Source organism: Azospirillum aestuarii (assembly GCF_016632405.1).
Taxonomy (GTDB): domain Bacteria; phylum Pseudomonadota; class Alphaproteobacteria; order Azospirillales; family Azospirillaceae; genus Azospirillum; species Azospirillum aestuarii.
Map to the genome: position 1 here is coordinate 931,774 of NZ_JAEPIV010000002.1, position 24,319 is coordinate 956,092.

General features: G+C 68.4%; 22 protein-coding genes and 1 tRNA gene. 12 read left to right on the top strand and 11 right to left on the bottom strand.

Annotated features, from left to right (window positions below; genetic code table 11):
- Positions 1–68: 68 nt before the first annotated feature.
- From JJL56_RS09035 to JJL56_RS09045, 3 genes are all read left to right on the top strand, one after another.
- On the top strand, positions 69–2,597 hold the full coding sequence (locus JJL56_RS09035) for a DNA translocase FtsK (protein ID WP_200484940.1): 2,529 nt from the start codon (positions 69–71) through the stop codon (positions 2,595–2,597).
- Between the two features lie 194 nt (positions 2,598–2,791).
- Positions 2,792–3,454 (top strand): LolA family protein, encoded by a 663-nt coding sequence (locus JJL56_RS09040; RefSeq protein WP_145623263.1) that lies wholly within the window; start codon positions 2,792–2,794, stop codon positions 3,452–3,454.
- Between the two features lie 154 nt (positions 3,455–3,608).
- Positions 3,609–4,229, top strand: a complete 621-nt coding sequence (locus JJL56_RS09045; protein ID WP_145623264.1) for an HdeD family acid-resistance protein — start codon at positions 3,609–3,611, stop codon at positions 4,227–4,229.
- Between the two features lie 4 nt (positions 4,230–4,233).
- On the opposite strand, the gene JJL56_RS09050 is transcribed toward JJL56_RS09045, so the two are convergent.
- Both JJL56_RS09050 and JJL56_RS09055 read right to left on the bottom strand, forming a co-directional pair.
- A complete protein-coding gene (locus JJL56_RS09050) occupies positions 4,234–5,766 on the bottom strand; it encodes a YifB family Mg chelatase-like AAA ATPase (protein WP_200484941.1) in 1,533 nt (510 codons plus the stop codon).
- A 562-nt stretch (positions 5,767–6,328) separates the two neighbouring features.
- Positions 6,329–6,883 carry a hypothetical protein gene (locus JJL56_RS09055; RefSeq protein ID WP_200484942.1) on the bottom strand — a complete coding sequence of 185 codons (555 nt, stop codon included), beginning with the start codon at positions 6,881–6,883 and terminating at the stop codon, positions 6,329–6,331.
- A 256-nt stretch (positions 6,884–7,139) separates the two neighbouring features.
- Between JJL56_RS09055 and JJL56_RS09060 the strand changes: the two genes are divergently transcribed.
- The 4 genes from JJL56_RS09060 (at position 7,140) to JJL56_RS09075 (ending at position 11,331) form a co-directional block, all read left to right on the top strand.
- Positions 7,140–7,886, top strand: coding sequence for a creatininase family protein (locus JJL56_RS09060; RefSeq protein ID WP_145623267.1), 747 nt, complete (start codon positions 7,140–7,142; stop codon positions 7,884–7,886).
- A gap of 88 nt (positions 7,887–7,974) precedes the next feature.
- The gene (locus tag JJL56_RS09065) at positions 7,975–9,486 is read left to right on the top strand and encodes an ABC transporter substrate-binding protein (protein WP_200484943.1); all 1,512 of its coding nucleotides are present in this window, start codon (positions 7,975–7,977) and stop codon (positions 9,484–9,486) included.
- Between the two features lie 40 nt (positions 9,487–9,526).
- Complete coding sequence (locus tag JJL56_RS09070; protein ID WP_200484944.1) at positions 9,527–10,474, top strand: ABC transporter permease subunit; 948 nt, start codon at positions 9,527–9,529, stop codon at positions 10,472–10,474.
- A gap of 23 nt (positions 10,475–10,497) precedes the next feature.
- Complete coding sequence (locus JJL56_RS09075; protein ID WP_247889255.1) at positions 10,498–11,331, top strand: ABC transporter permease; 834 nt, start codon at positions 10,498–10,500, stop codon at positions 11,329–11,331.
- Positions 11,332–11,410: 79 nt separating this feature from the next.
- Here JJL56_RS09075 and gpt read toward each other — a convergent pair whose 3' ends face one another.
- Positions 11,411–11,911, bottom strand: a complete 501-nt coding sequence (gene gpt / locus JJL56_RS09080; protein ID WP_145623271.1) for a xanthine phosphoribosyltransferase — start codon at positions 11,909–11,911, stop codon at positions 11,411–11,413.
- A gap of 170 nt (positions 11,912–12,081) precedes the next feature.
- On the opposite strand from gpt, the gene JJL56_RS09085 reads away from it, so the two are divergent.
- Positions 12,082–12,158: transfer RNA gene (locus JJL56_RS09085), tRNA-Arg, on the top strand.
- A gap of 77 nt (positions 12,159–12,235) precedes the next feature.
- Here JJL56_RS09085 and JJL56_RS09090 read toward each other — a convergent pair.
- Positions 12,236–12,415 (bottom strand): hypothetical protein, encoded by a 180-nt coding sequence (locus JJL56_RS09090; RefSeq protein WP_145623272.1) that lies wholly within the window; start codon positions 12,413–12,415, stop codon positions 12,236–12,238.
- 661 nt (positions 12,416–13,076) lie between these two features.
- On the opposite strand from JJL56_RS09090, the gene JJL56_RS09095 reads away from it, so the two are divergent.
- Complete coding sequence (locus tag JJL56_RS09095) at positions 13,077–13,628, top strand: YgjV family protein (RefSeq protein WP_145623273.1); 552 nt, start codon at positions 13,077–13,079, stop codon at positions 13,626–13,628.
- Between the two features lie 57 nt (positions 13,629–13,685).
- On the opposite strand, the gene JJL56_RS09100 is transcribed toward JJL56_RS09095, so the two are convergent.
- The gene (locus tag JJL56_RS09100; protein WP_014239055.1) at positions 13,686–14,201 is read right to left on the bottom strand and encodes a YciE/YciF ferroxidase family protein; all 516 of its coding nucleotides are present in this window, start codon (positions 14,199–14,201) and stop codon (positions 13,686–13,688) included.
- 191 nt (positions 14,202–14,392) lie between these two features.
- Between JJL56_RS09100 and JJL56_RS09105 the strand changes: the two genes are divergently transcribed.
- On the top strand, positions 14,393–14,860 hold the full coding sequence (locus JJL56_RS09105; RefSeq protein WP_145623275.1) for a PA2169 family four-helix-bundle protein: 468 nt from the start codon (positions 14,393–14,395) through the stop codon (positions 14,858–14,860).
- A gap of 24 nt (positions 14,861–14,884) precedes the next feature.
- Here JJL56_RS09105 and JJL56_RS09110 read toward each other — a convergent pair whose 3' ends face one another.
- Positions 14,885–15,079 (bottom strand): DUF1289 domain-containing protein, encoded by a 195-nt coding sequence (locus JJL56_RS09110; RefSeq protein ID WP_145623276.1) that lies wholly within the window; start codon positions 15,077–15,079, stop codon positions 14,885–14,887.
- Positions 15,080–15,383: 304 nt separating this feature from the next.
- On the opposite strand from JJL56_RS09110, the gene JJL56_RS09115 reads away from it, so the two are divergent.
- The gene (locus tag JJL56_RS09115) at positions 15,384–17,024 is read left to right on the top strand and encodes a YfbK domain-containing protein (RefSeq protein ID WP_200484945.1); all 1,641 of its coding nucleotides are present in this window, start codon (positions 15,384–15,386) and stop codon (positions 17,022–17,024) included.
- An 88-nt stretch (positions 17,025–17,112) separates the two neighbouring features.
- Here the strand turns inward: JJL56_RS09115 and JJL56_RS09120 are convergent, their stop codons facing one another.
- The 4 genes from JJL56_RS09120 to JJL56_RS09135 all read right to left on the bottom strand — a co-directional run bounded on the left by JJL56_RS09120 (position 17,113) and on the right by JJL56_RS09135 (position 21,146).
- Positions 17,113–17,646, bottom strand: coding sequence for a ferritin-like domain-containing protein (locus tag JJL56_RS09120; protein WP_200484946.1), 534 nt, complete (start codon positions 17,644–17,646; stop codon positions 17,113–17,115).
- Positions 17,643–18,485: a 2-oxoacid:ferredoxin oxidoreductase subunit beta gene (locus JJL56_RS09125; protein WP_145623279.1), complete on the bottom strand. Its 843-nt coding sequence runs from the start codon at positions 18,483–18,485 to the stop codon at positions 17,643–17,645. Before JJL56_RS09125 ends, JJL56_RS09120 begins: the two co-directional genes overlap by 4 nt.
- A 20-nt stretch (positions 18,486–18,505) precedes the next feature.
- A complete protein-coding gene (locus tag JJL56_RS09130) occupies positions 18,506–20,227 on the bottom strand; it encodes a 2-oxoacid:acceptor oxidoreductase subunit alpha (RefSeq protein WP_145623280.1) in 1,722 nt (573 codons plus the stop codon).
- Between the two features lie 226 nt (positions 20,228–20,453).
- Entirely contained in the window at positions 20,454–21,146 is a 693-nt protein-coding gene (locus JJL56_RS09135; protein ID WP_200484947.1) for a sulfite oxidase-like oxidoreductase, read from the bottom strand.
- Between the two features lie 339 nt (positions 21,147–21,485).
- Between JJL56_RS09135 and JJL56_RS33020 the strand changes: the two genes are divergently transcribed.
- Positions 21,486–23,393 (top strand): PAS domain-containing sensor histidine kinase, encoded by a 1,908-nt coding sequence (locus tag JJL56_RS33020; RefSeq protein WP_247890978.1) that lies wholly within the window; start codon positions 21,486–21,488, stop codon positions 23,391–23,393.
- Positions 23,394–23,532: 139 nt separating this feature from the next.
- Here the strand turns inward: JJL56_RS33020 and JJL56_RS09145 are convergent, their stop codons facing one another.
- On the bottom strand, positions 23,533–24,096 hold the full coding sequence (locus JJL56_RS09145; RefSeq protein ID WP_145623283.1) for a DJ-1/PfpI family protein: 564 nt from the start codon (positions 24,094–24,096) through the stop codon (positions 23,533–23,535).
- Positions 24,097–24,319: the final 223 nt, after the last annotated feature.

Sequence of the window (24,319 nt, forward strand, 5' to 3'; positions counted from 1 at the left end):
CACGTCACCCCGGTCTTTCGCCCCGAAGGACGGGTCCGGTTCAGCACGTTCTTGAGGACCTTCTGCCCATGGCACGACCCGCAAGCCCCCGCAGCGGAAGCGGCAAAAGCGCCGGAGCACGGCCCGCCGGAGCACGGCCGGAGAAGCCGCCCTTCTTCTCGCCCGCCACGCGCGCCTTCGTGGTCGCGCGGGCGCGCGAGCTGGCGGGCTTCGCGCTGGGCGTGGTCGGTCTGGTGCTGATGGTCATACTGGGCAGCTACAACCCGGCCGACCCCTCGTGGAACGCGGTTCCGGCGGCGAATGCCCACATCCACAACCTGTTCGGCCGGTTCGGCGCCCATCTCGCCGACGTCCTGATCCAGTCGCTGGGCTGGGCGGCCTATCTGCTGGCGCTGGTTCCGATGATGTGGGGCTGGCGACTCAGCCTGCAGAAGAGCATCCGCCACCCGCTGTTCCGCAGCGTGCTGGCGGTGTGGGGCGTGCTTCTGGTCGCCATGTTCCTGGCCGGGATGGGCGGCGGGGGCGGGGACCCGCTGAACGGCCATCCCGGCGGCAGCTTCGGCATCGTCCTGCTGGACGGGGTCAGCAAGCTGCTGTTCGGCGGCCCCGGCAATCCGCTGGTCGGCACCGTGGCCGGCGTGGCCGGCGGGCTGATCCTGTTCGTAGCCATGGGCCTGTCGATCCGCGAATGGGCGTCCAGCCTGCGCGAGACCGCCGCCGGCCTCGCCCGCCTCGGGCGGGGCGCGCGGGCCGGCGTGTCGTTCCTGCGCGACAAGGGCGCGGAGGCCGCGCGCAACGCCGCCCGCCAGACCGGCGGCCTGCTGCGCCGGGAACCCAGCCTCGCCACGGCAGGCAAGGAGGCCGCCGCCCCGACTCTCGACGACACGCCCGACGAGGAAAACGCCGCCATCACCCTGCGCGCCGCGCCGCGCGGCCGCCTGTCCGAGTCGATCAGCGTCGAACCGCGCGTGGAGGCCAAGACCCGCGCCGTTCCGGTGGTCACCCCGCCCGCCGGGGGCAAGACGAAGGCCGCCGACCAGGGGCGCCCGTCCAAGCAGGCCGCCCTCAATCTGGAGGAGGCGGACGGCTACGAGCTGCCGCCGCTCGACCTGCTCCAGATCGTCCCGACCAGCGTGCGCGGCGAGAAGGTGGACGAGGCGGCGCTGCGCGAGAACGCGGTGAAGCTGGAAGGCGTGCTGTCCGACTTCGGCGTGCGCGGCGAGGTGCAGAAGGTCCATCCCGGCCCGGTCGTCACGCTCTACGAGCTGGAGCCGGCCCCCGGCACCAAGTCGTCCCGCGTCATCGGTCTGGCCGACGACATCGCCCGCTCGATGAGCGCGGTGTCGGTCCGCGTCGCCGTAGTGCCGGGCCGCAACGTCATCGGCATCGAGCTGCCCAACGCCAAGCGCGAGACGGTGCTGCTGCGCGAACTGCTGGCCGGCGACGTCTTCGACAAGACGGCGGGCAAGCTGCTGCTGGCGCTCGGCAAGGACATCGGCGGCCAGTCGGTGGTGGCCGACCTCGCCCGCTTCCCGCACCTGCTGGTCGCCGGCACCACGGGCTCGGGCAAGTCGGTGGCGATCAACACGATGATCCTGTCGCTGCTCTACCGCCTGCCGCCCGACCGCTGCCGCTTCATCATGATCGACCCCAAGATGCTGGAGCTGTCGGTCTATGAGGGCATCCCCCATCTGCTGACGCCGGTCGTCACCGATCCGAAGAAGGCGGTGGTCGCCCTGAAATGGACGGTGCGGGAGATGGAGGACCGCTACCGCAACATGTCCAAGCTGGGCGTGCGCAACATCGAAGGCTACAACGCCCGCCTGCGCGAGGCCCGCGCCGACGGCGAGCTGCTGACCCGCCGCGTCCAGACCGGCTTCGACCCCGACACCGGCAAGCCGATCTTCGAGGAGCAGCCGCTCGACCTGAAAGAGCTTCCCTACATCGTGGTCATCGTCGACGAGATGGCCGACCTGATGCTGGTGGCGGGCAAGGACATCGAGGCGGCGATCCAGCGCCTCGCCCAGATGGCGCGGGCCGCCGGCATCCACCTGATCATGGCGACGCAGCGCCCGTCGGTCGACGTCATCACCGGCACCATCAAGGCCAACTTCCCGACCCGCATCAGCTTCCAGGTGACCAGCAAGATCGACAGCCGCACCATCCTGGGCGAGCAGGGGGCGGAACAGCTTCTCGGCCAGGGCGACATGCTCTACATGGCCGGCGGCGGCCGCATCACCCGCGTCCACGGCCCCTTCGTCGCCGACGGCGAGGTGGAGCAGGTGGTGAAGTTCCTCAAGACGCAGGGCGAGCCGAGCTACGTCGACTCCATCACCGAGGAGGACGACGAGGACGGCGGCTCCTTCGACGACGGGTCGGGTGGGGCCGGCGGCGGGTCGGGCGACGACCTCTACGACAAGGCGGTCGCCGTGGTCTGCCGCGAGCGCAAGGCGTCGACCAGCTTCATCCAGCGCCAGCTCCGCATCGGCTACAACTCCGCCGCCCGTCTGATCGAGCGGATGGAGACCGAGGGCGTGGTCAGCAAGCCCAACCACGCCGGCAAGCGCGAGGTCCTGGCCCGCAACATCGAGGAGTGAGCGGGTGCTTGCCCCCACCCCGACCCTCCCCCGCTGGGCGGGGGAGGGGACTGCCGCCGCTTCGCGCTAAACTCCCTCCCCTGCGTTAGCGGGGGAGGGTCGGGGTGGGGGCACCGTGAGTTCGCTTTAATCCTTGGAACCACCACCGCCGCGCCCCATTTCCGCCCGGAACGTCCGGTTACCTAGCAGGCATCATGAAGATCCCGTTCCGCCGCATTCTGGCTGCCGCTGCCGTCGCTCTGTCCGTCACCACGGCGGGAGCGGTCCTCGACTCCGCGCTCGCCGCGCCACGCGCCGCCGCCCTGTCCGCCCAGGACCAGGCGCTGGTGGCCCAGGCGGAAAGCTATCTGAACGGCATCGGCACGCTGCAATCGAAGTTCGTGCAGGTCGCCCCGAACGGCCACCAGACCGCCGGCACCTTCTACCTCGCGCGTCCGGGCCGGATGCGGCTGGAGTACGACCCGCCGGTGAAGGACTTCGTCGTCGCCGACGGCGCCTTCATCTTCTATTGGGACGGGGAGATGCGGCAGCAGTCCAGCGCCCCCATCGGCAGCACGCTGGCCGACTTCATCCTGCGCAAGAACATCCGGCTGTCCGGCGACGTGACGGTGACCGGCGTCTTTCAGGCGCCGGGGCTGGTGGAAATCAGCCTGACCGAGACCAAGGACCCCGGCAAGGGCACGCTGACGCTGGTCTTCGAGGACCGTCCCTTCCAACTCCGCAAATGGCGGGTGCTGGACGCCCAGGGGCTGACGACCGAGGTGGCGCTGATGAACCCGCGCGAGGGGATGCAGCTCGAGTCCCGGCTGTTCTACTTCATCGAGCCGAAGAAGGGCGATTACGGTCGGGAAAACTGAGGCCGCAATAAAGCAGATCCGCTCGCTTTTCGCGCAAATCCCGCCACTGCGACAACCCGCCGCCGCAACGAAGATGCCTGCCCCCTGTTGCGCTGATGTGCCACGCGGCTTTTCCGCGCCCGGCACGCCGGAACGGACAATGGGAGACACGGCCATGGCAACAGTGCAGGAGTACGACGCCCGGCGGGTCCAGGGCATGAACGATGTGCTGGCGCGCAACTGGTGGACACTGGCGTTGCGCGGGGGTGCGGCGGTTCTGCTTGGCCTGCTCGCCTTCCTCATGCCGGGGGTGACGGTCGCCACGCTTGCGGTCATTCTTGCGTCTTACCTGCTGGTCGACGGCGTGTTCGCCATTGTCGGCGGCATTCGCGCCGCCCAGGCGCAGGAACGGTGGCTGCCCTTTATCCTGGAAGGCGTGGTCAGCCTGATCGGCGGCGCGCTGGCGCTTTTCTGGCCGATGGCCAGCCTGTTCGCTCTGGTCTGGCTGGTCGCCGCCTGGTCGGTCATCACCGGATTCGCCGAAATCATGAGCGCGTGGCGCATGCACCGCAGCCACGGCAAATGGGCCTGGGGTGTGGCGGGCGCCCTGTCAGTGCTGTTCGGCATGGGCATGTGGGTGCTGCCGTCGTTGGGTCTGCTGGCTCTGGCCTGGGGCGTGGCCGGTTATCTGATCGTCTTCGGCGCGCTGACCCTCATCACCGCCTTCCGCCTGCGCCGCTGCCTCAACGACCGGAATCACCATTCCAACCACGGCAACGCCGTGGCGGCGGAATAAAGCATCAACGTCCGGGGGCGATGCGGCGGTAGCCGAGTGCCTCCGCGATGTGCGGGCGGCGCACGCCGCCCCCGCCGTCCAGGTCGGCCAGCGTGCGGGCGACGCGCATGACGCGGTGATAGCCGCGGGCCGACAGCTTCAGCCGCTCCGCCGCCTCGGTCAGCAGGGCGCGGCCCGGCTGGTCGGGGGCGGCGGCCTTTTCCAGCAGTTCGCCGTCCGCCTCGGCGTTGGTGCGCACCGCACGGCCCTCGGGAAAGGGGCCGAAGCCGGCGTAGCGCTCCGCCTGGACGGTTCGGGCCACCGCCACGCGGGCGGCCACGTCGGCGCTGCCCTCGGCGGGCGGCGGCAGGCTGAGGTCGGCGGGGCTGACGGCGGGCACATCAATGTGCAGATCGATGCGGTCGAACAGCGGCCCGCTGATCTTCGACTGGTAGTCGGCGGCGCATTTCGGCGCGCGGGCGCAGGCCAGCGACGCGTCGTCGAGATGGCCGCAGCGGCAGGGATTCATCGCCGCGATCAACTGCACCCGCGCCGGGTAGGTCACATGGTGGTTCACCCGGCTGACCACGGCCTTGCCGATCTCCAGCGGCTGGCGCAGCGCCTCCAGCGTGCCGCGGGGGAATTCGGGAAGCTCGTCCAGGAACAGCACGCCCTTGTGGGCCAGCGAAATTTCCCCCGGCTTGGCGCGCGACCCGCCGCCGACCAGGGCGGGCAGGCTGGCCGACTGGTGCGGCGACCGGTAGGGGCGCTGGCGCAGCAGTTTCCCTCCCTCCAGCAACCCGGCGACGCTGTGGATCATCGAGACCTCCAGCGCCTCCGCCGGATCGAGCGGCGGCAACAGGCCGGGCAGCCTTGCCGCCAGCATCGACTTGCCGGAGCCGGGCGGCCCGATCATCAACAGATTGTGCGAGCCTGCGGCGGCGACCTCCAGCGCGCGCTTGGCCGTCTCGTTGCCCTTCACGTCGCGCAGGTCGAGCGGCGCCTCGGCGCTCTCCTGGATGCGCGGGCGGGGGCGGGTCAGCACCTGCTGGCCGCGGAAATGGTTGATGAGGGCGAGCAAGGTCGCGGGCGCCAGCACGTCCAGCCCCTCGCCCGCCCAGGCGGCCTCCCCGCCGCAGGCCTCTGGGCAGATCAGCCCGCGGTCGTGGGCCAGCGCGTTGATCGCCGCCGGCAGCACCCCGGCCACCGGGGTCAGCGCCCCGTCCAGCGCCAGTTCGCCCAGCGCGCAATAGCGGCTCATTTCCAGGTCGGGCAGCACGCCCATGACGGTCAGCAGGGCCAGCGCGATGGGCAGGTCGAAATGGCTGCCTTCCTTCAGCACGTCCGCCGGGGCGAGGTTGACGGTGATCCGCTTGGCCGGCAGGGCGAGGCCCAGCGCGTGCAGAGCCGCCCGCACCCGCTCGCGGCTCTCGGCCACCGCCTTGTCGGGCAGACCGACCACGGTGAAGGCGACGATGCCGCCGGACATCTGCACCTGAACGTCGATGTCCAGAACCTCGATGCCCTGGAACGCAACCGTGTTGATCCGCGCAACCATGCCTGACGCCATGCCTTGGGAAATGCACGCGAGTGTATGGAAGCTTCCGGAAACTTGCTAGCGGGACGGGGGCGTTCAGGGTGTTGTGAGACCCAAAGTCAGTGTGTTTGGACCGGACGTCTGGAGAACGGGCCGCTGCCTTGCGGTCAGACAGGAATCCGGTCCAGAGGCACCGGCGTAGCTTATCCGCGTCCGATGGAATGTCTTCACTGCTGCGACGTCTTCGCCGTGAAACCACACCAGTCCCCATGTGCTCTCGTCGAACGGCTTGCAGAAACCGTCGCTGCCCCAACCGTCGCAGTAAGGGCCGACCACGCACACCCGATCCCATCGGACCGCCGTCAACAGGGTTGCGTCAACCGGCCCGTTGATTGACGCACGCTTGTGAAGTTTTTCCACCTCGGACGGGAGAAGATGAAGGGCGGCCAGCCCGACCAAGCCGGCAACCGCTACCAGCAAACCAAGTCCAACGCGAGCCCACGGCACGGAAAGCGAATTCGCGTTGCGCCATCCATTCATGTTCTGATTCCCGGAACATCCTGCAGGTGCGATCGCATGACGTTCATTCGGCTTTCCCGTCCGCCGTGTCCGATGCGATGTGCCAAAGCAAGTTCGCGACATGGATCTTCAGAACGCGCCGGACGTCTTTTCCCGATGCGGTGGAGCCAACGCTGCTGAGCCTCAGATGACGCCGTGTATAGGCGCTGGCAAGACTTGGCCGAAGACGATTCCTGCCGGCCTTCGCGACCTTCAATATGTATGTGGTCGGAACATCAGGCGTGCTCAACGCCATCCCGTGGTCGGCGGATGAAATGTTCTCCCAGGGCACCGGCTGCATGGTCTGTCCATAAATGAACAACCCGTTTTTGTCTGCTTTGATCGTCGGCCCCTTGTGGAACAGAAGGGATATAATTTCCGTCGACCCAATGATGGAAACGATGATTATGACAACACCCAACCATGCACCGGGCGCCGAAATCTTGGACAACTTGAACAGATAAAGCCCCCAAGCGGCTGCAAGAACGTTCAATGACAGAACAAATATTTTCCATCGCCATAAAGCGTAGGCCACGAATACGTCATCGTCGCTTGCGGCGGTTTTCGACTCGGCGTCCATGTCGTTGACCTTTGGGTTCCGGTTGGGCCGGGTGGCGTGGGGATGGTTGATGTGATTTGCCGATAGGGTGAAGTGCGCAACCCGGGATGCTGCGTGATTGTATGGCGAAGGGGAATACACCTAAACGCTGTATAGTGCCGGAGGAAATTCCACACTATCCGGCTCCGCCGCGGAGAGCGCAGGCAACGGACTTTTGGGAAGACGGGCGATTTGCCCTATCTTTGGCGGAGAACACACCGAACAAGGGTCAGAGACCGTGCAGCTTCTTCTCAGCACCTGGGCCGAGGCCGAGGCTTACCTGAAGACCTCCAAGGGCATCATCATGCCCATCGGCTCCACCGAGCAGCATGGGCCGAACGGCCTGATCGGCACCGACGCCATCTGCGCCGAGGTGGTGGCCCGCGGCGTCGGCGACGCCACCGGCGCCATGGTCGGGCCGACCATCCCGGTGGGCATGGCCGTGCATCACATGGACTTCGCCGGCTCCATGACGCTGAAGCCCTCCACCCTGATCGCCCTGCTGCGCGACTATGTGATGTCGCTGGCCGAGCATGGGTTCGAGCGATTCTTCTTCGTCAACGGCCATGGCGGCAACGTCGCGTCGGTCCGCGCCGCCTTCTACGAGATCTACGCGGAGAACCGCGCCCTGCGCGGCCGGCAGGCGCCGGAACTGCGCTGCACCCTGGTCAACTGGTGGGAGAACCAGGAGATCGGGCGCCTGTCGCGGGAGCTGTTCGGCGCCAAGGAGGGCTCCCACGCCACGCCCAGCGAGGTGTCGCTGACCCAGTACGCCTATCCCGAGTCGATCAAGACGGCGGCGATGGACCCGGAAACCGCGTCCCCCGGCGGCTTCTACGACGCCCGCGACTTCCGCCGCCGCCACCCGGACGGGCGCATCGGCTCCGCCCCCGGCCTCGCCTCGCCAGAGCACGGCAAGCGCCTGTTCGACACGGCGGTGGAGGCGATTTCCCGCCAGTACGGCGCCTTCATGGCGGAGGCGTGATCGGAAAAGCCCGCCTGCGGCCTTGAACTCGGGCGGGGCTTCACCGCATCATCCCGCGCCGAGACAACGATTGGGGGAAACAGCCGTCATGCCGAACCGCCAGAGGCGCGCCGCGCTCGCCATCACCATGGGAGCGGTTCTCGGGCTGGCCGGCGCGCTGGCCGCCGGTCCGGTCCTCGCGCAGGCAGCCCCCCGCACCGACTTGGTGGTCGGGATGCGACTGGAGCCGCCGCACCTCGACCCCACGGCGGGGGCGGCGGCGGCCATCGACGAGGTGACCTACGCCAACCTGTACGAGCCGCTGACCCGCATCGACGCCGAAGGCAAGGTGGTGCCGGGCCTCGCCGAAAAGTGGGAGGTGTCGGCGGACGGGCTGACCTACACCTTCCACCTGCGCAAGGGGGCGAAGTTCCACGACGGCACCGACGCCGATTCGGCGGACGTGAAGTTCTCGCTCGACCGCGCGCGCGGCGCCGAGTCGGTCAACGCGCAGAAGGGCTATTTCGCCGCCATCGCCGGGGTGGAGGCGCCCGACGCGCGGACCGTGGTGGTCACCCTGTCGCGGCCCGACGGGCTGTTCCTCTTCCACATGGCGTCGGGCGACGCCGCCATCGTCGCCCCGGAATCGGCGGGCGCCAACAAGCAGACTCCGGTCGGCACCGGCCCCTTCAAGTTCGAGCGCTGGGTGGCCGGCGACCGGGTGGTGCTGGTGCGCAACCCCGACTATGACGGGCCGAAGCCGGCGCTGGAGCGCGTGACCTTCCGCTTCATCAGCGACCCGGCGGCCCAGGTCGCCGCGCTGAAGGCCGGCGACATCGACAGCTTCCCGCAGTTCGACACCTACGAGGCGCTGCCCCAGTTCCGCGACGACGGGGCCTTCACCGTCATGGTCGGCACGACGGAGGGGGAGACGATCCTCGGCACCAACAACGCCCGCAAGCCCTTCGACGACGTGCGGGTGCGCCGGGCGATGGCCCACGCCATCGACCGCAAGACGCTGATCGACGGCGTGCTGTTCGGCAACGGGGCGCCCATCGGCAGCCACTTCCCGCCGCACCGTGCCGGCTACGTAGACCTGACCGGCCTCTACCCCTACGACCCGGACAAGGCCAAGGAGCTGCTTGCCGAGGCCGGCCATCCGGACGGGTTCGCGACGACGCTGCGCCTGCCGCCGCCGATCTACGCCCGCCGCTCCGGCGAACTGATCGCCGCCATGCTGGCCGAGGTCGGCGTCCGCGTGACGATCGAGCCGATGGAATGGGCGCCCTGGCTGGAGAAGGTGTTCAAGGGCAAGGATTACGACCTGACCCTGATCGCCCACACGGAGCCGCTGGACATCGACATCTACGGCCGCCCCGACTACTACTTCAACTACCGGAGCGAGCGCTTCAACGCCGTGGGGGCGGAACTGGACCGCACCCAGGACAGCGCCAAGCGCAACGCCCTCTACGGCGAGCAGCAGCGCATCCTGGCCGAGGACGCGGTGAACGGCTTCCTCTTCATGCTGCCCTCGGCCACCGTGCAGAAGTCGGCGGTGCAGGGCATGTGGGTCAACCGTCCGATCCAGGCCAACGACGTGACGGGCGTCCGGTGGAAGTGATCCGGCGCGGCCGGACCGGACCCGACGGGGGCTGACCCGCGTGCTCGCCTTCCTGGTGCGCCGTCTGCTCACCCTGGCGCTGACGGCGTGGCTGGCCACGCTGGTGGTCTTCGCCGTGCTGGAGGCGATCCCCGGCGACCCCGCCCTGGTGATGCTCGGCACCAGCGCGCAGCCGGAGGCGGTGGCCGCCCTGCGCGCCCAGATGGGGCTCGACCGGCCCTGGCCCGTCCGCTATGCCGGCTGGGTGGGTGGCATGCTGGGTGGGGATTTCGGGACCAGCCTGACCTACGCGCGCCCGGTCGCCGGGCTGGTCGCCGACCGGCTGGCCATCACCCTGCCGCTGGCGGGGCTGGCGCTGGTCCTCTCGGCGGGCATCGCCATCCCACTCGGCCTGTTCGCCGCCGGGCAGCAGGGGCGGGCGGGGGACTGGGCGGTCATGGCCTTTGGGCAGATGGGCATCGCCGTGCCCGGCTTCTGGTTCGCCATCCTGTTGATCCTGCTGTTTTCCGTGCGGCTGGGCTGGTTTTCCGCCGGCGGCTTTCCGGGGTGGGAGGCCGGGGCGGGGCCGGCGCTGAAGGCGTTGCTGCTGCCCGCCGTGGCGCTGGCCCTGCCGGAGGCGGCGATCCTGGCGCGCATCACCCGCACCGCGGCGCTCGACACGCTGCGCGAGGAGTATGTGCGCACGGCGGTCGCCAAGGGCCTGCCGCGCCGCGTCGTCCTGCGGCGCCACGTGCTGCCCAACGCGCTGATTCCGGTGGCGACCATCCTCGGCCTGCAATTCTCCTTCCTCGTCGCCGGGGCGGTGGTGGTGGAGAATGTCTTCACCCTGCCGGGGCTGGGCCGCCTGCTCTATCAGGCCATCGGCCAGCACGACCTGATCGTGGTGCAGAGCGTCGTCGTGCTGCTGGCGGTAACGGTGGTGGCGGTCAACGCGCTGGTCGACATCGCCTGCGCGGCCATCGACCCGCGCCCGCGGGTGACGGCATGACGGGGCCCATGAAAATCGGGGGGATGAGACGGCTGAAGCGCCTGCCGGTCAGCCTGCTGCTGGGCGGGCTGCTCACCGCGCTGGTGGTGGGGGCGGCGCTGCTGTCGCTGGTCTGGACGCCCTTCCCGGCGGAGCAGGTGCGGGTGGTCGCCCGGCTGCGCCCGCCGGGGCCGGTTCACTGGCTGGGCACCGACCATTTCGGGCGCGACGTGCTGTCGATGATCCTGGTCGGCGCCCGCAACTCGCTGGCCGTTGGGGCGGCGGCGGTGGCGCTGGGCGCTGTGTTGGGCGTGCCGCTGGGTTTGGCCGCCTCCGCCTGGGGGCGCTGGGGGGACGAGGCGGTGGCCCGGCTGGGTGACCTGCTGTTCGCCTTTCCCGCGGTGCTGACGGCGATCCTGCTGACGGCGGCGCTGGGGGCGGGGGCGGTGAACGTCGTGCTGGCGCTCGGCCTGTTCAACGCCGCGGTCTTCGCGCGGGTGGCGCGCGGGGCGGCGCTGGCCGTGTGGCGGCGGGACTTCGTGCGGGCGGCGCTGGCGCTGGGGCGCGGGCCGCTGTCGGTGACGCTGGTGCATGTGCTGCCCAACATCGCCGGGGTGGTGATCGTCCAGGGGACGGTGCTGTTCGCGGTGGCGGTGCTGAACGAGGCGGCGCTGAGCTATCTGGGGCTGGGCATCCAGCCGCCCTCGCCCTCCTGGGGCAAGATGCTGGGCGACGCGCAGACCTTCCTGTTCACCTCTCCCCTCCAGGCGATCTTTCCCGGCGCGGCCATCGCGGTGACGGTGCTGGGGCTGAACCTGCTGGGCGACGGGCTGCGCGACGCGCTCGACCCGCGCCACCGTTCGGCGGGGCTGCTGTAGACTTGACACAAGACGGTCGGGCTTGTGTCAAGTGGCATAGTCCCCTCTCCCCAGGGGGGAGAGGGTTGAATGAGGCAGGTCAAGCGCCGCGGTGCAGCTTGGCGATCGGCTGGGAGAATTGCAGCTCGATGTCCCAGGGGAAGTGAATCCAGGTATCCTGGCTCACCTCGGTGATGAAGGTGTCGACCAGCGGACGCCCCAGCGGCTTGGCGTAGACGGTGGCGAAATGCGCCTTGGGCAGCATCTTGCGCACGACCACCGCGGTTTTGCCGGTGTCGACCAGATCGTCGATGATCAGCCAGCCTTCGCCATCCCCGGCGTTGGCGCCCTCCACGCCCTTCAGCACCATCGCCTCGCGCTGGTTCTGATGGTCGTAGCTGGAGACGCAGACGGTGTCGATCATGCGCAGCTCAAGCTCGCGCGCGATGATGGCCGCCGGGACGAGGCCGCCGCGGGTGATGGCGATGATGCCCTTCCACGGACCCTTGTCGATCAGGCGCCAGGCCAACGCCTTGGCGTTGCGGTGAAGCTCCTCCCACGACACCGGGAAGTGCTTGTTGAACGGAACGGCTTCTGGCACGGCTATGGACTCCGAAAGAAACGTGCGCCGCTTATACCGCAAGCCCCAGCGTCGGGCAATCGACCGCGTGAAAAGGCGAAAAAAGGTCTTGCAGCCCGGAATCCTTTTGAGTAAGTTGCGCGCCTCGACGACGGACGGTCACCGCCGCCGCCGGGAAGACAGACAGGAATGCGCCCGTAGCTCAGCTGGATAGAGCACCAGACTACGAATCTGGGGGTCAGGAGTTCGAATCTCTTCGGGCGCGCCATTCCTTCCAATCTGCACAAGAAAGCCGCCCTTGGGCGGCTTTTGTGCTTTCTGGTGTTTGCCTCACCGGGGTTTGCCTCAGCGGCTTTTCTTTTTCGGTGCCGCGCGCTTCGCCTTGGGCGGTTTGGTCATGGCGTTGAACAGGGTGGTCTGGTTGCGCCGGGCGGCGGCGTTGAACACGCCGCTCCAGAAGCCGATCGCCTGGCTGGCCGACCGGTTGGCCATGGACAGCCAGATGCTTTGCGGTGTCCCCTTCATGCTTTCCCCTTTTGGAAGTCCTGCCGATGGATCTCGGCCAGGGAGGTAACAGCGCGGCGCGGTCATACTCCCGCGACGATCGCGCGGCGATGGCGGACCCGCGTCCAGGACATGGTCAGGCCGACCCGCTCGGCGCAGCCATAGTGCCAGGGGCGGTTCTCGCTATCGCCGGCCCAATGCGGTTCCCCGGCCCGCAAAGGCTTCCCACAATGGCAACAGGTGGGTGGTGCGGGAAGACGTGTGGCGTCCCGTTTCGTCAGCTGGGTCATAGGGCATCTCTTCCAGAGCGTCTTATTCCAGAGGCGTCTCAGGCACGGCGTTTCGGGAAGGCACGGCGTCGAGAGCGTGTGTTTTGTTGGGCGTGTCATCTTGCGGTGCGAAGAATGACGGCCCGGCCGTTTCGGGGAAACGTCGCAAAGGTGAAATGCCCATGGGGTGCCCCCGACCACAGGGGTATGCCCATGGTCAGGCCATAGGTCCCGAGATCGTTGGCATTAAACGTTTTTTTCCCTTAACCCAAGTCAGTGTGACGGGACGGTGCGCCCACTCTTGATCACACCCCGATTCACAGCCGGTTAACCATCGGCGCCTAGCGTCCGGCCCCTTCGCCGCGGCATTTTTGCTGCGGCGCAGCATTTTTTGAAGGGTGAAGGCGCTATCCATGGTTTTCCTGTTGCACTACCTGCCGTCCCTGTCGCTGGTCGCGGTGAGCGGGCTTGCCGGTCTGGCGTTGGGCGTCCTGTCCACGCTGCTGCAGGACCGGCGGACGATCCTGACCGCGCAGGCCGGGGCGGGCGCGCTGTTCGTCCTCCATTTCTTCGCTTTGGGAGCCCATACGGGTATGTTGATGTGCGCGCTCGGCCTCGCGCAGATGGCCGCCGCCTATCCGGAACGGCGGCCGCGCTGGCTGCGCGTCCTGTTTGCCCTGACCGTACCGGCGGCGCTGGCCGTCGCGGCGGCGACGTGGCAGGGACCGATGTCCGCCCTGTCGGCTGCCGGCTTCATCCTGGGGACCATCGGGCGCTGGCAGAGCGCGGTCGGGCGGATGCGGCTGTTCTTCCTGTCCTCGACGGTGGTGGGGGCCGGCCACAACGCGCTCGCCGGCTCGGCCTTCGGGCTGGCGTCGGACGCGATGACCCTGTCCGGCCATCTGCTCAGCCTGTGGCGCGCCCGTCCGGCGGTTCGCCAGCGGTCGGCGCTGGCTCTGCATTGACGAATGGGAACCGCGCCGGGGGCGGTGCCCCGGCGCGGCCTTGGCGATGGGGTGGGATCAGCGCTTCGCTTCGGCGGTGCCGGCGGTTTCCCGGCGCTCCAGATAAGTCTTGGTGAGCTGCGGCAGGCGCTGTTCCAGCCACGCCGCCATCTCCAGCTCCTCGTCCAGGCTCGGTTGGAGCATGCGGGCAATCTCCGGCTCCCCGGCCTGCTCCGCGGCGGAGATCAGGGCGCGGTAGTTGGCGATCTCGAAATGCTCGAAGGAATAGTCGAAGATCGACGCCTTCACGATCTCGTCGGACGCCACGACCCCGGACAGCGACTGGGCGTTGCCAATCAGCATGGCGACACCGGTCTTGATGGCCGAGGTGTCGGTGCCCAGACGCTGCAGGCATTGCTTCAGCCGGTCGGCCTGCCGGTTCGACACCTCGATGTGCTCCTGCACCTTGGCGAGGACGTCCGGGTAGTTCTTGATGCGCTCCGCCTGCCGCTCCAGCATCTCGACGGCTTGGCTTTCCATGGCGTGGGCGTCGCGGAGCCAGTCGATCAGGGTTTCCTTGGTGGTGTTGGCCACAGGTCTTCTCCCTCGTTGCGTTATCGGACAGTCCATTGGGGATGGAGCGACAACAGGCGGGGCGACGGTTCGTCACCATCGGGCGATGCGGCCTGACCAACCGGAGCACCCTTCGGATGCATCGAGGAACCTTCACCGGGGCGGGAGGTTTTTCAAAGCGGATGGGCAGACTGCCAGGGGAGGGAGCGGCCATGTCGGCAAATGAACCGGCCATGATGGGAAAAGACCAGATCGTCGACACCCTCAACGATCTGATCCGCATCGTCGAGGACAGCCACGAAGCCTATCGTCAGGCCGCGGAAGCCTTGGAGGACGAGGATCTGAAGGCCCTGTTCAACGATCTGGCGGCCCAGCGCGGCGCCATCGTGCGCGAGGTCCAGCGCCTCGTCGCCGAACAGGGCGGGGCGCCGGACATGGGCGGAACCGTGATGGGCGGCGCGCACCGCTTCTTCCTGGAACTGAAGACCAACGTTCTGGGTCAGGATCGCGAGGCGATCCTGGCCGAGGTGCAGCGCGGCGAGGGCGAATGCGTCCGCGCCTATGAGGAGGCCTTGGCCAAGGAACTGCCTTTGCCGATCACCGCGGTGGCGATCCAGCATCTCGACCGCATCCGCGCCGACCGCGACCGCATGACCCTGCTGCGTGGAGCCGCGGCCTGACGCTCAAAAACGCTTGAGGGACGGTTACTCCGCGGCGGCGGCCTGCCGGTTCTCCAGATCCGCCAGTAGGGCGCGTTTCTGGTCGGCGTCCATGTGCTTCCAGCCGCGGATCTCCTCCAACGTGCGCAGGCAGCCGATGCAATAGGCGCGGTCGGCGGTCAGCTTGCACACGCTGACACAGGGGGACGGGACGAAGTCACTCTCGGCGGGCGGGGTCATTCCAAAATCCAGATGAATGCGGGACGGTGCGCGCCGGCCTGCGGTGCGGCGCCGTAGCCGCTCCCCAGGCCGATCCGTGAAGGCCCGCTCTTGCGGCATTTCCGCGTTTTTGACAAGTCCTACCGTCACCCTTGGTCATCCTGTCCACATCCCATGGACTAACGGCGGATGGGACTTCAACCTCTGCGTCACGATTTTGACAAAAGAATGCCTTAAAGTCGAACCCACCGGACAAGAAGTCTCCAAAATGGTCCCTTAGAACGTGGTTCGCCGCGATGCGCGGCATCCAACGAGGGAGATTTCTGTGAAGCGAACGTCGGTGGGGGGCTTGCTCGGCGCCATGGCGCTGGGCACGGTGTTGACGGCTTGCGGAGTGACGCCACAGGTGCCGACGTCGTCGATACGGCCCGGCTCCAGTGAGAATCTGGTTGGATATCCCGCCGCGCCCTTCGTCGCGTCGGCCCCCGCGGCCCGGTCCGCCGGAACTCCCTTTCCCGCTTCGGAGATTGCCAGATCGCCGGGGCGGTTCGACACGGCGTCACCGAACGGTTTCGTGCCGGTGGCCGAGGCGCCCGTCTCCACCTTCTCCGCCGACGTGGACACGGCGTCCTACGCGGTGGTCCGCCGCCTGCTGAACGAAGGGCACCCCATCCCATACCCCGTCTTGCGGGTGGAGGAGATGGTCAACTATTTCCACTACGATTACCCCCGCCCGGAGTCGCCCGCCGCTCCCTTCCGCCCGACGGTGGCGGTCTATCCATCCCCCTGGACGGAGGGCGCGCGCATCCTGCACATCGGCATCCGCGCCTACGACGTCGCCCGCAAGCAACGACCCGCGCTGAACCTCGTCTTCCTGGTGGACGTGTCCGGCTCCATGGCGCCGCAAGACCGGCTGCCGCTGCTCAAGCAGGCGCTGTTGATGCTGGTGGACGATCTGCGGCCGGATGATCACGTGGCCATCGTCAGCTACGCCGCCAACAGCGGCGTGGTGCTGGAGCCCACCGCCGGAACGGACAAGGAAACCATCCGCGCGGCCATCCAGGGGCTGACGGCGGGCGGCCTCACCGCGGGCGACGGCGGAATCCAGGCGGCCTACGCGCTGGCGGAAAAGAATTTCGACAAGGCGGCGGTCAACCGGGTGGTGATCGGCACCGATGGCGATTTCAACGTGGGGATCGTCGATCCCAAGGCGTTGGAGACGCTGATCGCGGGGAAGCGTGAGACCGGAGTCTACCTGTCGGTCCTCGGCGTCGGGCTGGGCAATCTCAACGATGTGGTGATGCAGCGGCTCGCCCAGGCGGGCAATGGCAACGCCGCTTACATCGACGGCATGCAGGAGGCCAAGAAGGTCCTGCGCGACGAGCTGTCCTCCACCATGGTGCCGGTCGCCGACAATGTGAAGTTCCAGGTCGAGTTCAATCCGGCCCTGGTTGGGCATTACCGGTTGATCGGCTATGAGACGCGGGCGCTGCGCCGCGAGGATTTCAACGACGACCGGGTGGATGCGGGCGACGTTGGCGCCGGTCATGCGGTGACCGCGCTCTATGAGTTCCTGCCGCCGGGGGCCAAGGGCAAGGGCGTCGATCCGCTGCGCTACGAGGCCAACCATAAGGCCAGGACGACCAAGGATGCGGCAAACGCGGACGAGTTCGGTTTCCTGCGCCTGCGCTACACGCTGCCCGGCCAGTCCCAAAGCCGGCTGATCGAGCGCCCCATCCGCAAGCGCGAAGCTCTGGCCTCCGTCGAGGCCGCTCCCGCCGAGGCCCGCTTCGCCCTGGCGGTGGCGTCCTTCGCCGGGAAGCTGCGCAGCGCGGGGGGCGGCGAGACGATGTCCTACGCGCAGATCGCCGATCTGGCGCGCGGCGCGCGCGGCGCCGATCCCGATGGCACGCGGGCCGAGTTCATCCGCCTCGTCGAACTGGCGGGCAGCCGGGCCGCGCGGTGACGGCGGTCATTGCCGCAAAAGGAAACGGGGCGGCGCTGGGCCACCCCGTTCCTGGACCGCAAGGCGTTCCGCCCCACGCTCAGACGTCTCAGTCGGAGATGTTGGGCGGGTCGGGATCGTCCGACCAGTCGTCCTTCGGGGCCGGATAGCGCTCCAGCCACTTGCGGACCAGGGCGACGTGGCCGGCCTCCTCCTCCGCGAACTCGCGGGCGAGGCGGGCGACCTCCGGGTCCTTCGTCTCGGCGGCGACCGAGGCGTAATAGTTGTTGCCCTGATGCTCGCTCAGCAGCGCCATCTTCAGCGCGTGGTGCGGCTTCATCAGATAGTGGGCGTTCTCGAAGGCCGCGGCTTCCGGCGACTCGGTGGTGGCGTCCCACTGGAACTCCCAGGGGGCGACCTTGGGCAGCGCGCCATGCTCCCTGGCGATCTGCTTCACCTCCTCGGCGTGTTTGGCCGAGTAGGTGGACAGATCGCGGAACAGCTTGGCGACCTCCACATTGTTGTGGGACTCCATGCTGTCGGCCAACTCGGTGTAGCGCTCCGCCGCCTCGATCTCCAGCGCCAGCGCATGGGCCAGGAACAGACCGACGTTGGCGGCCCCGTTCAGCACTTTCGTCTTCATACCGCGAACCCCTCTTCGATCTGGGCGATGCTGTGGGTGGCCGTCGATTCCGGCTGGAACGGACGGCGGTTGCCGGCGAGGAAGATGCCGAGGCCGAACCCGTCGTCCTCGAGGACGGCGCGCATCGCCTCGTTCGGGTCGTCCGTCGGCTCGCGGCCGTAGGGGTGGACCGTGCTCTTCCAGCCGCGCTGCTCGGGGCGGAAGGTGACGCAGGGAGACAGGATGTGGATGACCGAGAAGCCGGGGTGCTTCACGCCTTCCACGATCAGGCGGGCGACCTCGTTCGGGTTGTTGGAGAAGCCGCGGGCGACGAAGTTCGCGCCGCAGGCCAGCGCCAGGGCGACCGGTTGGATCGGGTTGACGCCCGGCCCTTCCGGGGTCAGCTTCGACTCGCACCAGTCGGCCTCGGTGGTCGGCGAGGCCTGACCCTTGGTCATGCCGTAGACCTGGTTGTCCATGACGATGTAGGTCATGTCGACGTTGCGGCGGCAGGCGTGCAGGAAGTGGTTGCCGCCGATCGAGAAGCCGTCGCCGTCGCCGCCGAAGATCAGCACGTTCAGCTCCGGCCGGGCCAGCTTCACGCCGGACGCCACGGCCAGCGAGCGGCCGTGCACCGTGTGGTAGCCGTAGACGCTGGTGTAGGCGGGGATGCGCGACGAGCAGCCGATGCCCGACACAACGACGGTGTCGTGGCGCTCCAGCCCCATGTTCGCCATGGCGCGGGTGATGCCGGCCAGCACGGAATAGTCGCCGCAGCCGGGGCACCAGATGGGCTTCACGTCGGACTTGTAGTCGCCGGGCAGCGGGCCCACGACATCGTCGGTCAGATGGGTATCCATGGATTTCGTGCTCCGGCCGGTCAGATCAGGGAAAGAAGCGTCTCGTGAACCTCACGGGCGCGGATCGGCAGCGGGCCGGGGCGGCTGAACACCGACACCGCGCCCGGCAGGTCGTAATGCCCGCGGAGGAACTTGTGGAACTGGGCGCCGTGCGTCTGCTCGACGACCAGCACCTTAGAGACGCCGTCCAGCGCCGCGGCCAGCTTGGCCGGCTGGACCGGGGAGATCAGGCGGATGGCGACCAGCCGGGCCTTGGTGCCGGCGGCCTCCAGCCGGCGCACCGCCTCGCGCGACGGGCCGGTGGCGGAGCCCCAGGTGACGACGGCGATCTCGCCCTCGCCCTCGATGTCGGCCCAGGCGTCGCCGTAGTCGTAGGAGGTCAGCTTGCGCAGGCGCTTGTCGAGCTGCTTCTGGTGGTCGGACGCCTGCGAGGAGGGCAGGGCGTTCTCCGCATGCTCCAGCCCGTCGGCGGTGTGCTCGCCGCCCGGCATGCCGGGGATGGCGGCGGGGGAGACGCCGGACTCGGTGTTGGCGTAGCGCAGGTACTTGCCTTCGCCGCCGAGATCGGTCGCCAGCAGGCGGTTCGCCTTGTGGGGGGCGTCGGCCGGCTTGTCGACGATGGCGCGGGACTGGCCCATCGCCTGATCGGACAGCACGATGGCCGGGGTCTGCAGCGCCTCGGCCAGATGCACCGCCCACTGGGTGGTGAACAGGCAGTCGCCGATGGAGGTCGGGCCGACCACCAGATGCGGGGCGTCGCCGTGCAGGCCGTAGACGGCGATGTTCAGGTCGGACTGTTCGGACTTGGTCGGGATGCCGGTGGACGGGCCGCCGCGCTGCACGTCGACGATCACCACCGGGGTTTCGGAGGCGACGCCGAGGCCGATGCACTCGGTCATCAGCGACAGGCCGGGGCCGGCGGTCGCGGTGATCGAGGGCACGCCGCTGAAGGAGGCGCCCAGGCACATGGCGATGGAGGCCAGCTCATCCTCCGCCTGGACCAGCTTGCCGCCGGTCTTGGCGAGGTTGGGGGCCAGCCATTCCAGGATCTCGGTCGCCGGCGTGATCGGGTAGGCGGCGCAGAACTTCACCCCGCCCTTCAGCGCGCCCAGCCCGGCGGCCTCGTTGCCGGAGATGTTCCAGCGGGTGGCGCCCTCCTTGTTGGGGGCGGCCAGCTCCAGGCCGAGGCTCCAGCCGGCGGCCTCCCTGGACCCGGCGTCGATGCCGGCGTTGGACGCCTGGATGGCGGCGTCGCCCTTCTTGCCCAGCGCCTTCTGGATCACCGCGTCGATGCCGGCGCGCGGCAGGCCGACGATCGCCGCGACGGCGCCCAGCCCGACCATGTTGACGCGCCCGCCGGGGATGCGCCCGGCCAGCTCCTTGATCGGCAGCTCGACCTGTTTGGCGCCGCTGGCGGCCAGGACCGCGGGCACCTCGCCCTGGCTGGGGTCGGTGATGATGACGCTCTTCTCCGACAGCGGAAGCTCGGCCGCGAAGCGCTCCACATTCTGCCAGTCGAAGGCGATGATGATGTCGAAACGGTCTCCCGGACCGTGAACGGGTGTCGGCGACAGGCGAACGAGGGCGGCGGCTTCACCGCCACGGATCTGCGGGCCGGTGGACCGCGACATCAATCCGTACCATCCCACGTTGGCGGCGGCATCCAGCAGCATCTGTCCGGCGGTCATCGCGCCGGCGCCACCGCTGCCCACCAGGGCAATCGTGACCGAGTCCACTGTCATTGGTTAATCCCTTGCGTCCGAATGTGAGTCGCCCGACGCCCGTACGGCTACGTCAGCATTGCGGAACAGGGGAATGATCTGGCGCAAATCGAACGGAAGACGTCACGATTTTTCCAAGTCGCGCCATGGATTGGTCCGACCAATTCTTGCTCGGCGACCGGGAATCCCTTGGCGCCGACTGTTGCCGGGATTGTTTCTGGACCGGAATGGCGGGTGCCTTTGCGGGCTACTCGCTGTAGCGTTCTTCCCGCCAGGGGTCGGCGTCATTGTGATAGCCGCGGACCTCCCAATAGCCGCGGCGGTCCTCCGCCAGGAACTCGATTCGCTTCACCCACTTGGCGCTTTTCCAGAAATAGAGCTTCGGCACGACGACTCGGACCGGGCCGCCATGGTCGCGGCTGATCGGCTGGCCTTCCCAGCCGGTGGCGAGCAGCGCATCCTCCGCCGCGAAGGCGTCCAGCGGCAGGTTGGTGGTGTAGCCGTCCGAGGAGTGGCAGAGGACGAAGCGCGCCTCCGGCCGCGGCCGGACGACCGACAGCAGGTGCCGCGTCGACACGCCCTCCCACTGGTTGTCGTAGCGCGACCATGTGGTGACGCAGTGGATGTCGGAGACGACGCGCTCCCGCGGCTGGGCCTGCAGGTCCGCCCAGCTCCAGATGACGGGAGTGTCGACCAGCCCGTCCACCGCCAGGGTCCAGTTCGCCTCGCTCACCCGCGGAACGATGCCGAGATCGAGCACCGGCCAGGTCTCCACCAAGCGCTGGCCCGGCGGCAGGCGGTCGCGCGCCGGGTCGGCGGTCTCCCCGGTCAGGCCCCGGCCCTCCCGCGCCCATTGCTCCTTGGTGGCGATCAGCTTGTCGCGGATCTGGCCGTCCTGCGGCACGTCCTGCGGGCCATCTTGAGGAGTCTCGTCGGCCATGGCGGTCTTCCGAAGGGGTGGATCGGCAGCGATGTCTCTGGTGAGCGGTACGGATTTATGCATGGATGGGCGCCGGTGTCAGCGCCGATCCCGCAGCTTCTTGCGGTGCGAAAGGCTGGTCCGCTACCCTTCCGTCCCGTTTTCCACGCTTGGACCGGAAATAGACGGTTCGGACGGTCGCCCTGCCCCTGTTCACGCCCTGTCTTGCTCTGATAGCATGTCCGCTATGCATCACATGCCATGTTGCCGCCCATGACCACCGCCCTGCCCATCGCCCCGCAAACCGATGCGGCGCCCTCTGGGCTGGGAAGGGCTCGGCTGGAGAGGGACGAGCTGGATATGGCTCCGGAGTATATGGCCGGATTGCAATGGTTGGACGCGCTTGCCACGCCGCTGTGGCTGCTCCATCCCGATGGCCTGACCCTGTGGCTGAACGGCGCCGCCCGCGCGCTGATCGGCCTGGAGCCCGCCGCGCCCGCCGCCGCCGTCCGGGTCAGCCTGTCCAGCCGGTTCCCCGCCGCGCTGCAGCAGGCCGCCGCAGGGCGGACGGTGGAAGCGCGGGCGACCATCCACGCCCCCCTGACCCTGCCGCTGGAGGTGGATCTCCGGCTGGCTCCGGCGCCGCGTCCGAGCGGGCTGATCCTGGCGGAAGCCCCCGCCGACAGCGGCGCCCGGCAGGAGATGATGCGGCTGAACGAGCAGCTCATCGCGCTGTCCTACGCCTATCCCGACATCCGTTTCGAACTGCTGCGCGACGGCACCATCCTCGACTTCGCCGCCGCCAGCCCCGGCGACCTGAACGTCCCCGCCGAACGCTTCCTGGCGCACCGGGTGCAGGAGGTGCTGCCCGAGCCCGCCGCCGGCCTGCTGGCCGCGGCGCTCGGGCGGCTGAACGAGGGGCAGACGGTCATCGGCCTGGACTTCTCGCTGCCACCGCCTCCTGGCCAGACGGGGGCCGGGCAGATTGGGACCGGACCGACGGGGGGCATCAAGTCCTTCGAGGCGCGGCTGGTCGCGCTGCCCGACAGCGACCGCGTGATGTGCAGCATCCGCAACGTCACGGAGCGGGTGCAGGCGGAAAGCGCGGCCCGGCGCGCCCACCATCTGCTGTCCGACGCCATCGAATGCATCACCGAGGGCTTCGTGCTGTACGACGCCCAGGACCGGCTGGTGCTGTGCAACGGACGCTATCGGGAGTTGTTTTCCGCCAACACCGACCTCATCACGCCGGGGGCCCGGTTCGAGGAGGTGTTGCGCAGCGGGGTGGAGCGGGGCGTCTATCAGGTGCCGGACGGCGACCTGGACGGCTGGATCGCGCGACGCATCGAGCAGCACCGCAGCGCCGGCGGTCCCATGGAGGTGCAGCTCCACGACGGGCGCTGGATTCGCATCGAGGAGTGGCGGACCCACGAAGGCGGGACCGTCGGCATCCGTGCCGACATCACCGACCTGAAGGCCCGCGAGGCGGAACTGAGCGTCGCCCGCGACGAGGCCGAACAGGCCAACCAGCGCAAGTCCGACTATGTCCACCATCTGAGTCACGAACTGCGCACGCCGTTGAACGCCGTGCTCGGCTTTGCCCAGATCATCCATGACGAGATGATGGGGCCGAACAACCCGCGCTACCGCGAATACGCCGGGCAGATCGCGGCGGCCGGCGTCTATATGCTGGATCTCATCAACAACCTGCTCGACCTCGCGCGGATCGAGGCGGGGCGGATGGACCTGCACGAGGAGGCCTGCAACCTGTCGCTGCTGGTCGATCTGACCTTCGGCATGATGCAGCCGCGGGCGTGCGAGGCGGCGGTCGCGCTGTGCATGGAGATTCCGGACGATTTGCCCAGCCTGCACGGCGATGCCTCGCAGATCCGCCAGATGCTGACCAACCTGATCGGCAACGCCATCAAGTTCGCCCCTGCCAAGGACGGGCGTGTGCGGGTGCGCGGGGAGCTGACGGAGGACGGGGGCATCGCGCTGACGATCGCCGACAACGGCATCGGCATGCGGCCCGAGCAAATCCCGGTGGCGCTGGACGCCTTCGGGCAGGTGCATGGCCACAATCCGGGCCATAACCAAGGCCGCGACCGGGTGGCGGAGCGCGGCTCCGGCCTGGGCCTGCCGCTGACGCGCGCGCTGATCGCGCTGCACGGCGGAACGTTCCACATCGACAGCCGGCTCGGGGCCGGGACGACCGTCCGCCTGACCTTCCCGCCCTGCCGGGTCGGCGGGAGGACGCAGCGGCTCTGAAGTCTGGAAACGATACGCCCTGAAACGCGCCCCCTGAAACGCGCAACGGCCGCGCGCGCTGAAGGCGCGGCGGCCGTGAACTCACAAGACGAAACCCGCAGGAAGAACGGGCAGCCTGTCGAGGCGCTCTGGCTTGGCCTCAGGCGGCCTTGCGGACAGCGGCGGCCTCGGAGAAGACCTTGACGATCTGCTCGACGAAGGCGGCCAGCTCATCATGGCCCAGCGCCGTGATGGTCACGTTGTCCACCACCAGGGCCTCGTCGCTGATCTTGCCGCCGGCGGCTTCCAGCTCGGCGCGGACGGCCTCGGGGGCGGCCAGCGTGCGGCCCTTCAGCTTGCCCGGGATGGCCAGCAGCTGGATGCCCTGGTCGATCGCGGCGATCGGCTTGCCGGCGTCCAGGAAGTGGCCGACGATGCGGCGGGTGTGCGCGCTCTGCTGGAGCTTGGTGACGCTGCGCTCGCCACCCGGCAGCAGCAGCATGTCGTAATCGGCCCCCAGAACCTCACCGACCTGCTTGTCCACCGGGAAGTAATGGCCCCAGGACTTGCCGTGCCAGCCGTTCACCAGACCCTGTTCGGGGGAAATCGTACGAAGAGTAGCGCCGGTCTTGAGGAGAGCCCGTTGCGGCTCCGTCATCTCCAGTTCCTCAAAGCCGTTGGCGACGAGAATGGCAATGCTCTTTCCTGCGAGGGGTTGATCCATACTGTCTTGTCCTTTCATCGTTCAACCAGTGTGCGCGGGCCATCATCGGGGAATGCGCCGTCGGGGAAAAGAAACGACGCACGCCGCGCAAGACCTTGCGCGGCGATGGAACCCGCAGCCGGTCCTCGTCATGTGAGGTCCGGCGGGGGGGCAGTTACGCCCCTGATCGGTTTGTGGTGAGCATGGAACACAAGTGGCGGCAACGAGGTCCCAAGTCAATGGC

What these genes read in the sequence shown, in the direction of transcription:
- JJL56_RS09035 (WP_200484940.1), top strand. Translation starts at nt 69, where the DNA reads ATGGCACGACCCGCAAGCCCCCGCAGCGGAAGCGGCAAAAGCGCCGGA.
- JJL56_RS09040 (WP_145623263.1), top strand. Translation starts at nt 2,792, where the DNA reads ATGAAGATCCCGTTCCGCCGCATTCTGGCTGCCGCTGCCGTCGCTCTG.
- JJL56_RS09045 (WP_145623264.1), top strand. Translation starts at nt 3,609, where the DNA reads ATGGCAACAGTGCAGGAGTACGACGCCCGGCGGGTCCAGGGCATGAAC.
- JJL56_RS09050 (WP_200484941.1), bottom strand. Translation starts at nt 5,766, where the DNA reads ATGGTTGCGCGGATCAACACGGTTGCGTTCCAGGGCATCGAGGTTCTG.
- JJL56_RS09055 (WP_200484942.1), bottom strand. Translation starts at nt 6,883, where the DNA reads ATGGACGCCGAGTCGAAAACCGCCGCAAGCGACGATGACGTATTCGTG.
- JJL56_RS09065 (WP_200484943.1), top strand. Translation starts at nt 7,975, where the DNA reads ATGCCGAACCGCCAGAGGCGCGCCGCGCTCGCCATCACCATGGGAGCG.
- JJL56_RS09075 (WP_247889255.1), top strand. Translation starts at nt 10,498, where the DNA reads ATGAGACGGCTGAAGCGCCTGCCGGTCAGCCTGCTGCTGGGCGGGCTG.
- JJL56_RS09090 (WP_145623272.1), bottom strand. Translation starts at nt 12,415, where the DNA reads ATGAAGGGGACACCGCAAAGCATCTGGCTGTCCATGGCCAACCGGTCG.
- JJL56_RS09095 (WP_145623273.1), top strand. Translation starts at nt 13,077, where the DNA reads ATGGTTTTCCTGTTGCACTACCTGCCGTCCCTGTCGCTGGTCGCGGTG.
- JJL56_RS09105 (WP_145623275.1), top strand. Translation starts at nt 14,393, where the DNA reads ATGTCGGCAAATGAACCGGCCATGATGGGAAAAGACCAGATCGTCGAC.
- JJL56_RS09110 (WP_145623276.1), bottom strand. Translation starts at nt 15,079, where the DNA reads ATGACCCCGCCCGCCGAGAGTGACTTCGTCCCGTCCCCCTGTGTCAGC.
- JJL56_RS09120 (WP_200484946.1), bottom strand. Translation starts at nt 17,646, where the DNA reads ATGAAGACGAAAGTGCTGAACGGGGCCGCCAACGTCGGTCTGTTCCTG.
- JJL56_RS09125 (WP_145623279.1), bottom strand. Translation starts at nt 18,485, where the DNA reads ATGGATACCCATCTGACCGACGATGTCGTGGGCCCGCTGCCCGGCGAC.
- JJL56_RS09130 (WP_145623280.1), bottom strand. Translation starts at nt 20,227, where the DNA reads ATGACAGTGGACTCGGTCACGATTGCCCTGGTGGGCAGCGGTGGCGCC.
- JJL56_RS09135 (WP_200484947.1), bottom strand. Translation starts at nt 21,146, where the DNA reads ATGGCCGACGAGACTCCTCAAGATGGCCCGCAGGACGTGCCGCAGGAC.
- JJL56_RS33020 (WP_247890978.1), top strand. Translation starts at nt 21,486, where the DNA reads ATGGCTCCGGAGTATATGGCCGGATTGCAATGGTTGGACGCGCTTGCC.
- JJL56_RS09145 (WP_145623283.1), bottom strand. Translation starts at nt 24,096, where the DNA reads ATGGATCAACCCCTCGCAGGAAAGAGCATTGCCATTCTCGTCGCCAAC.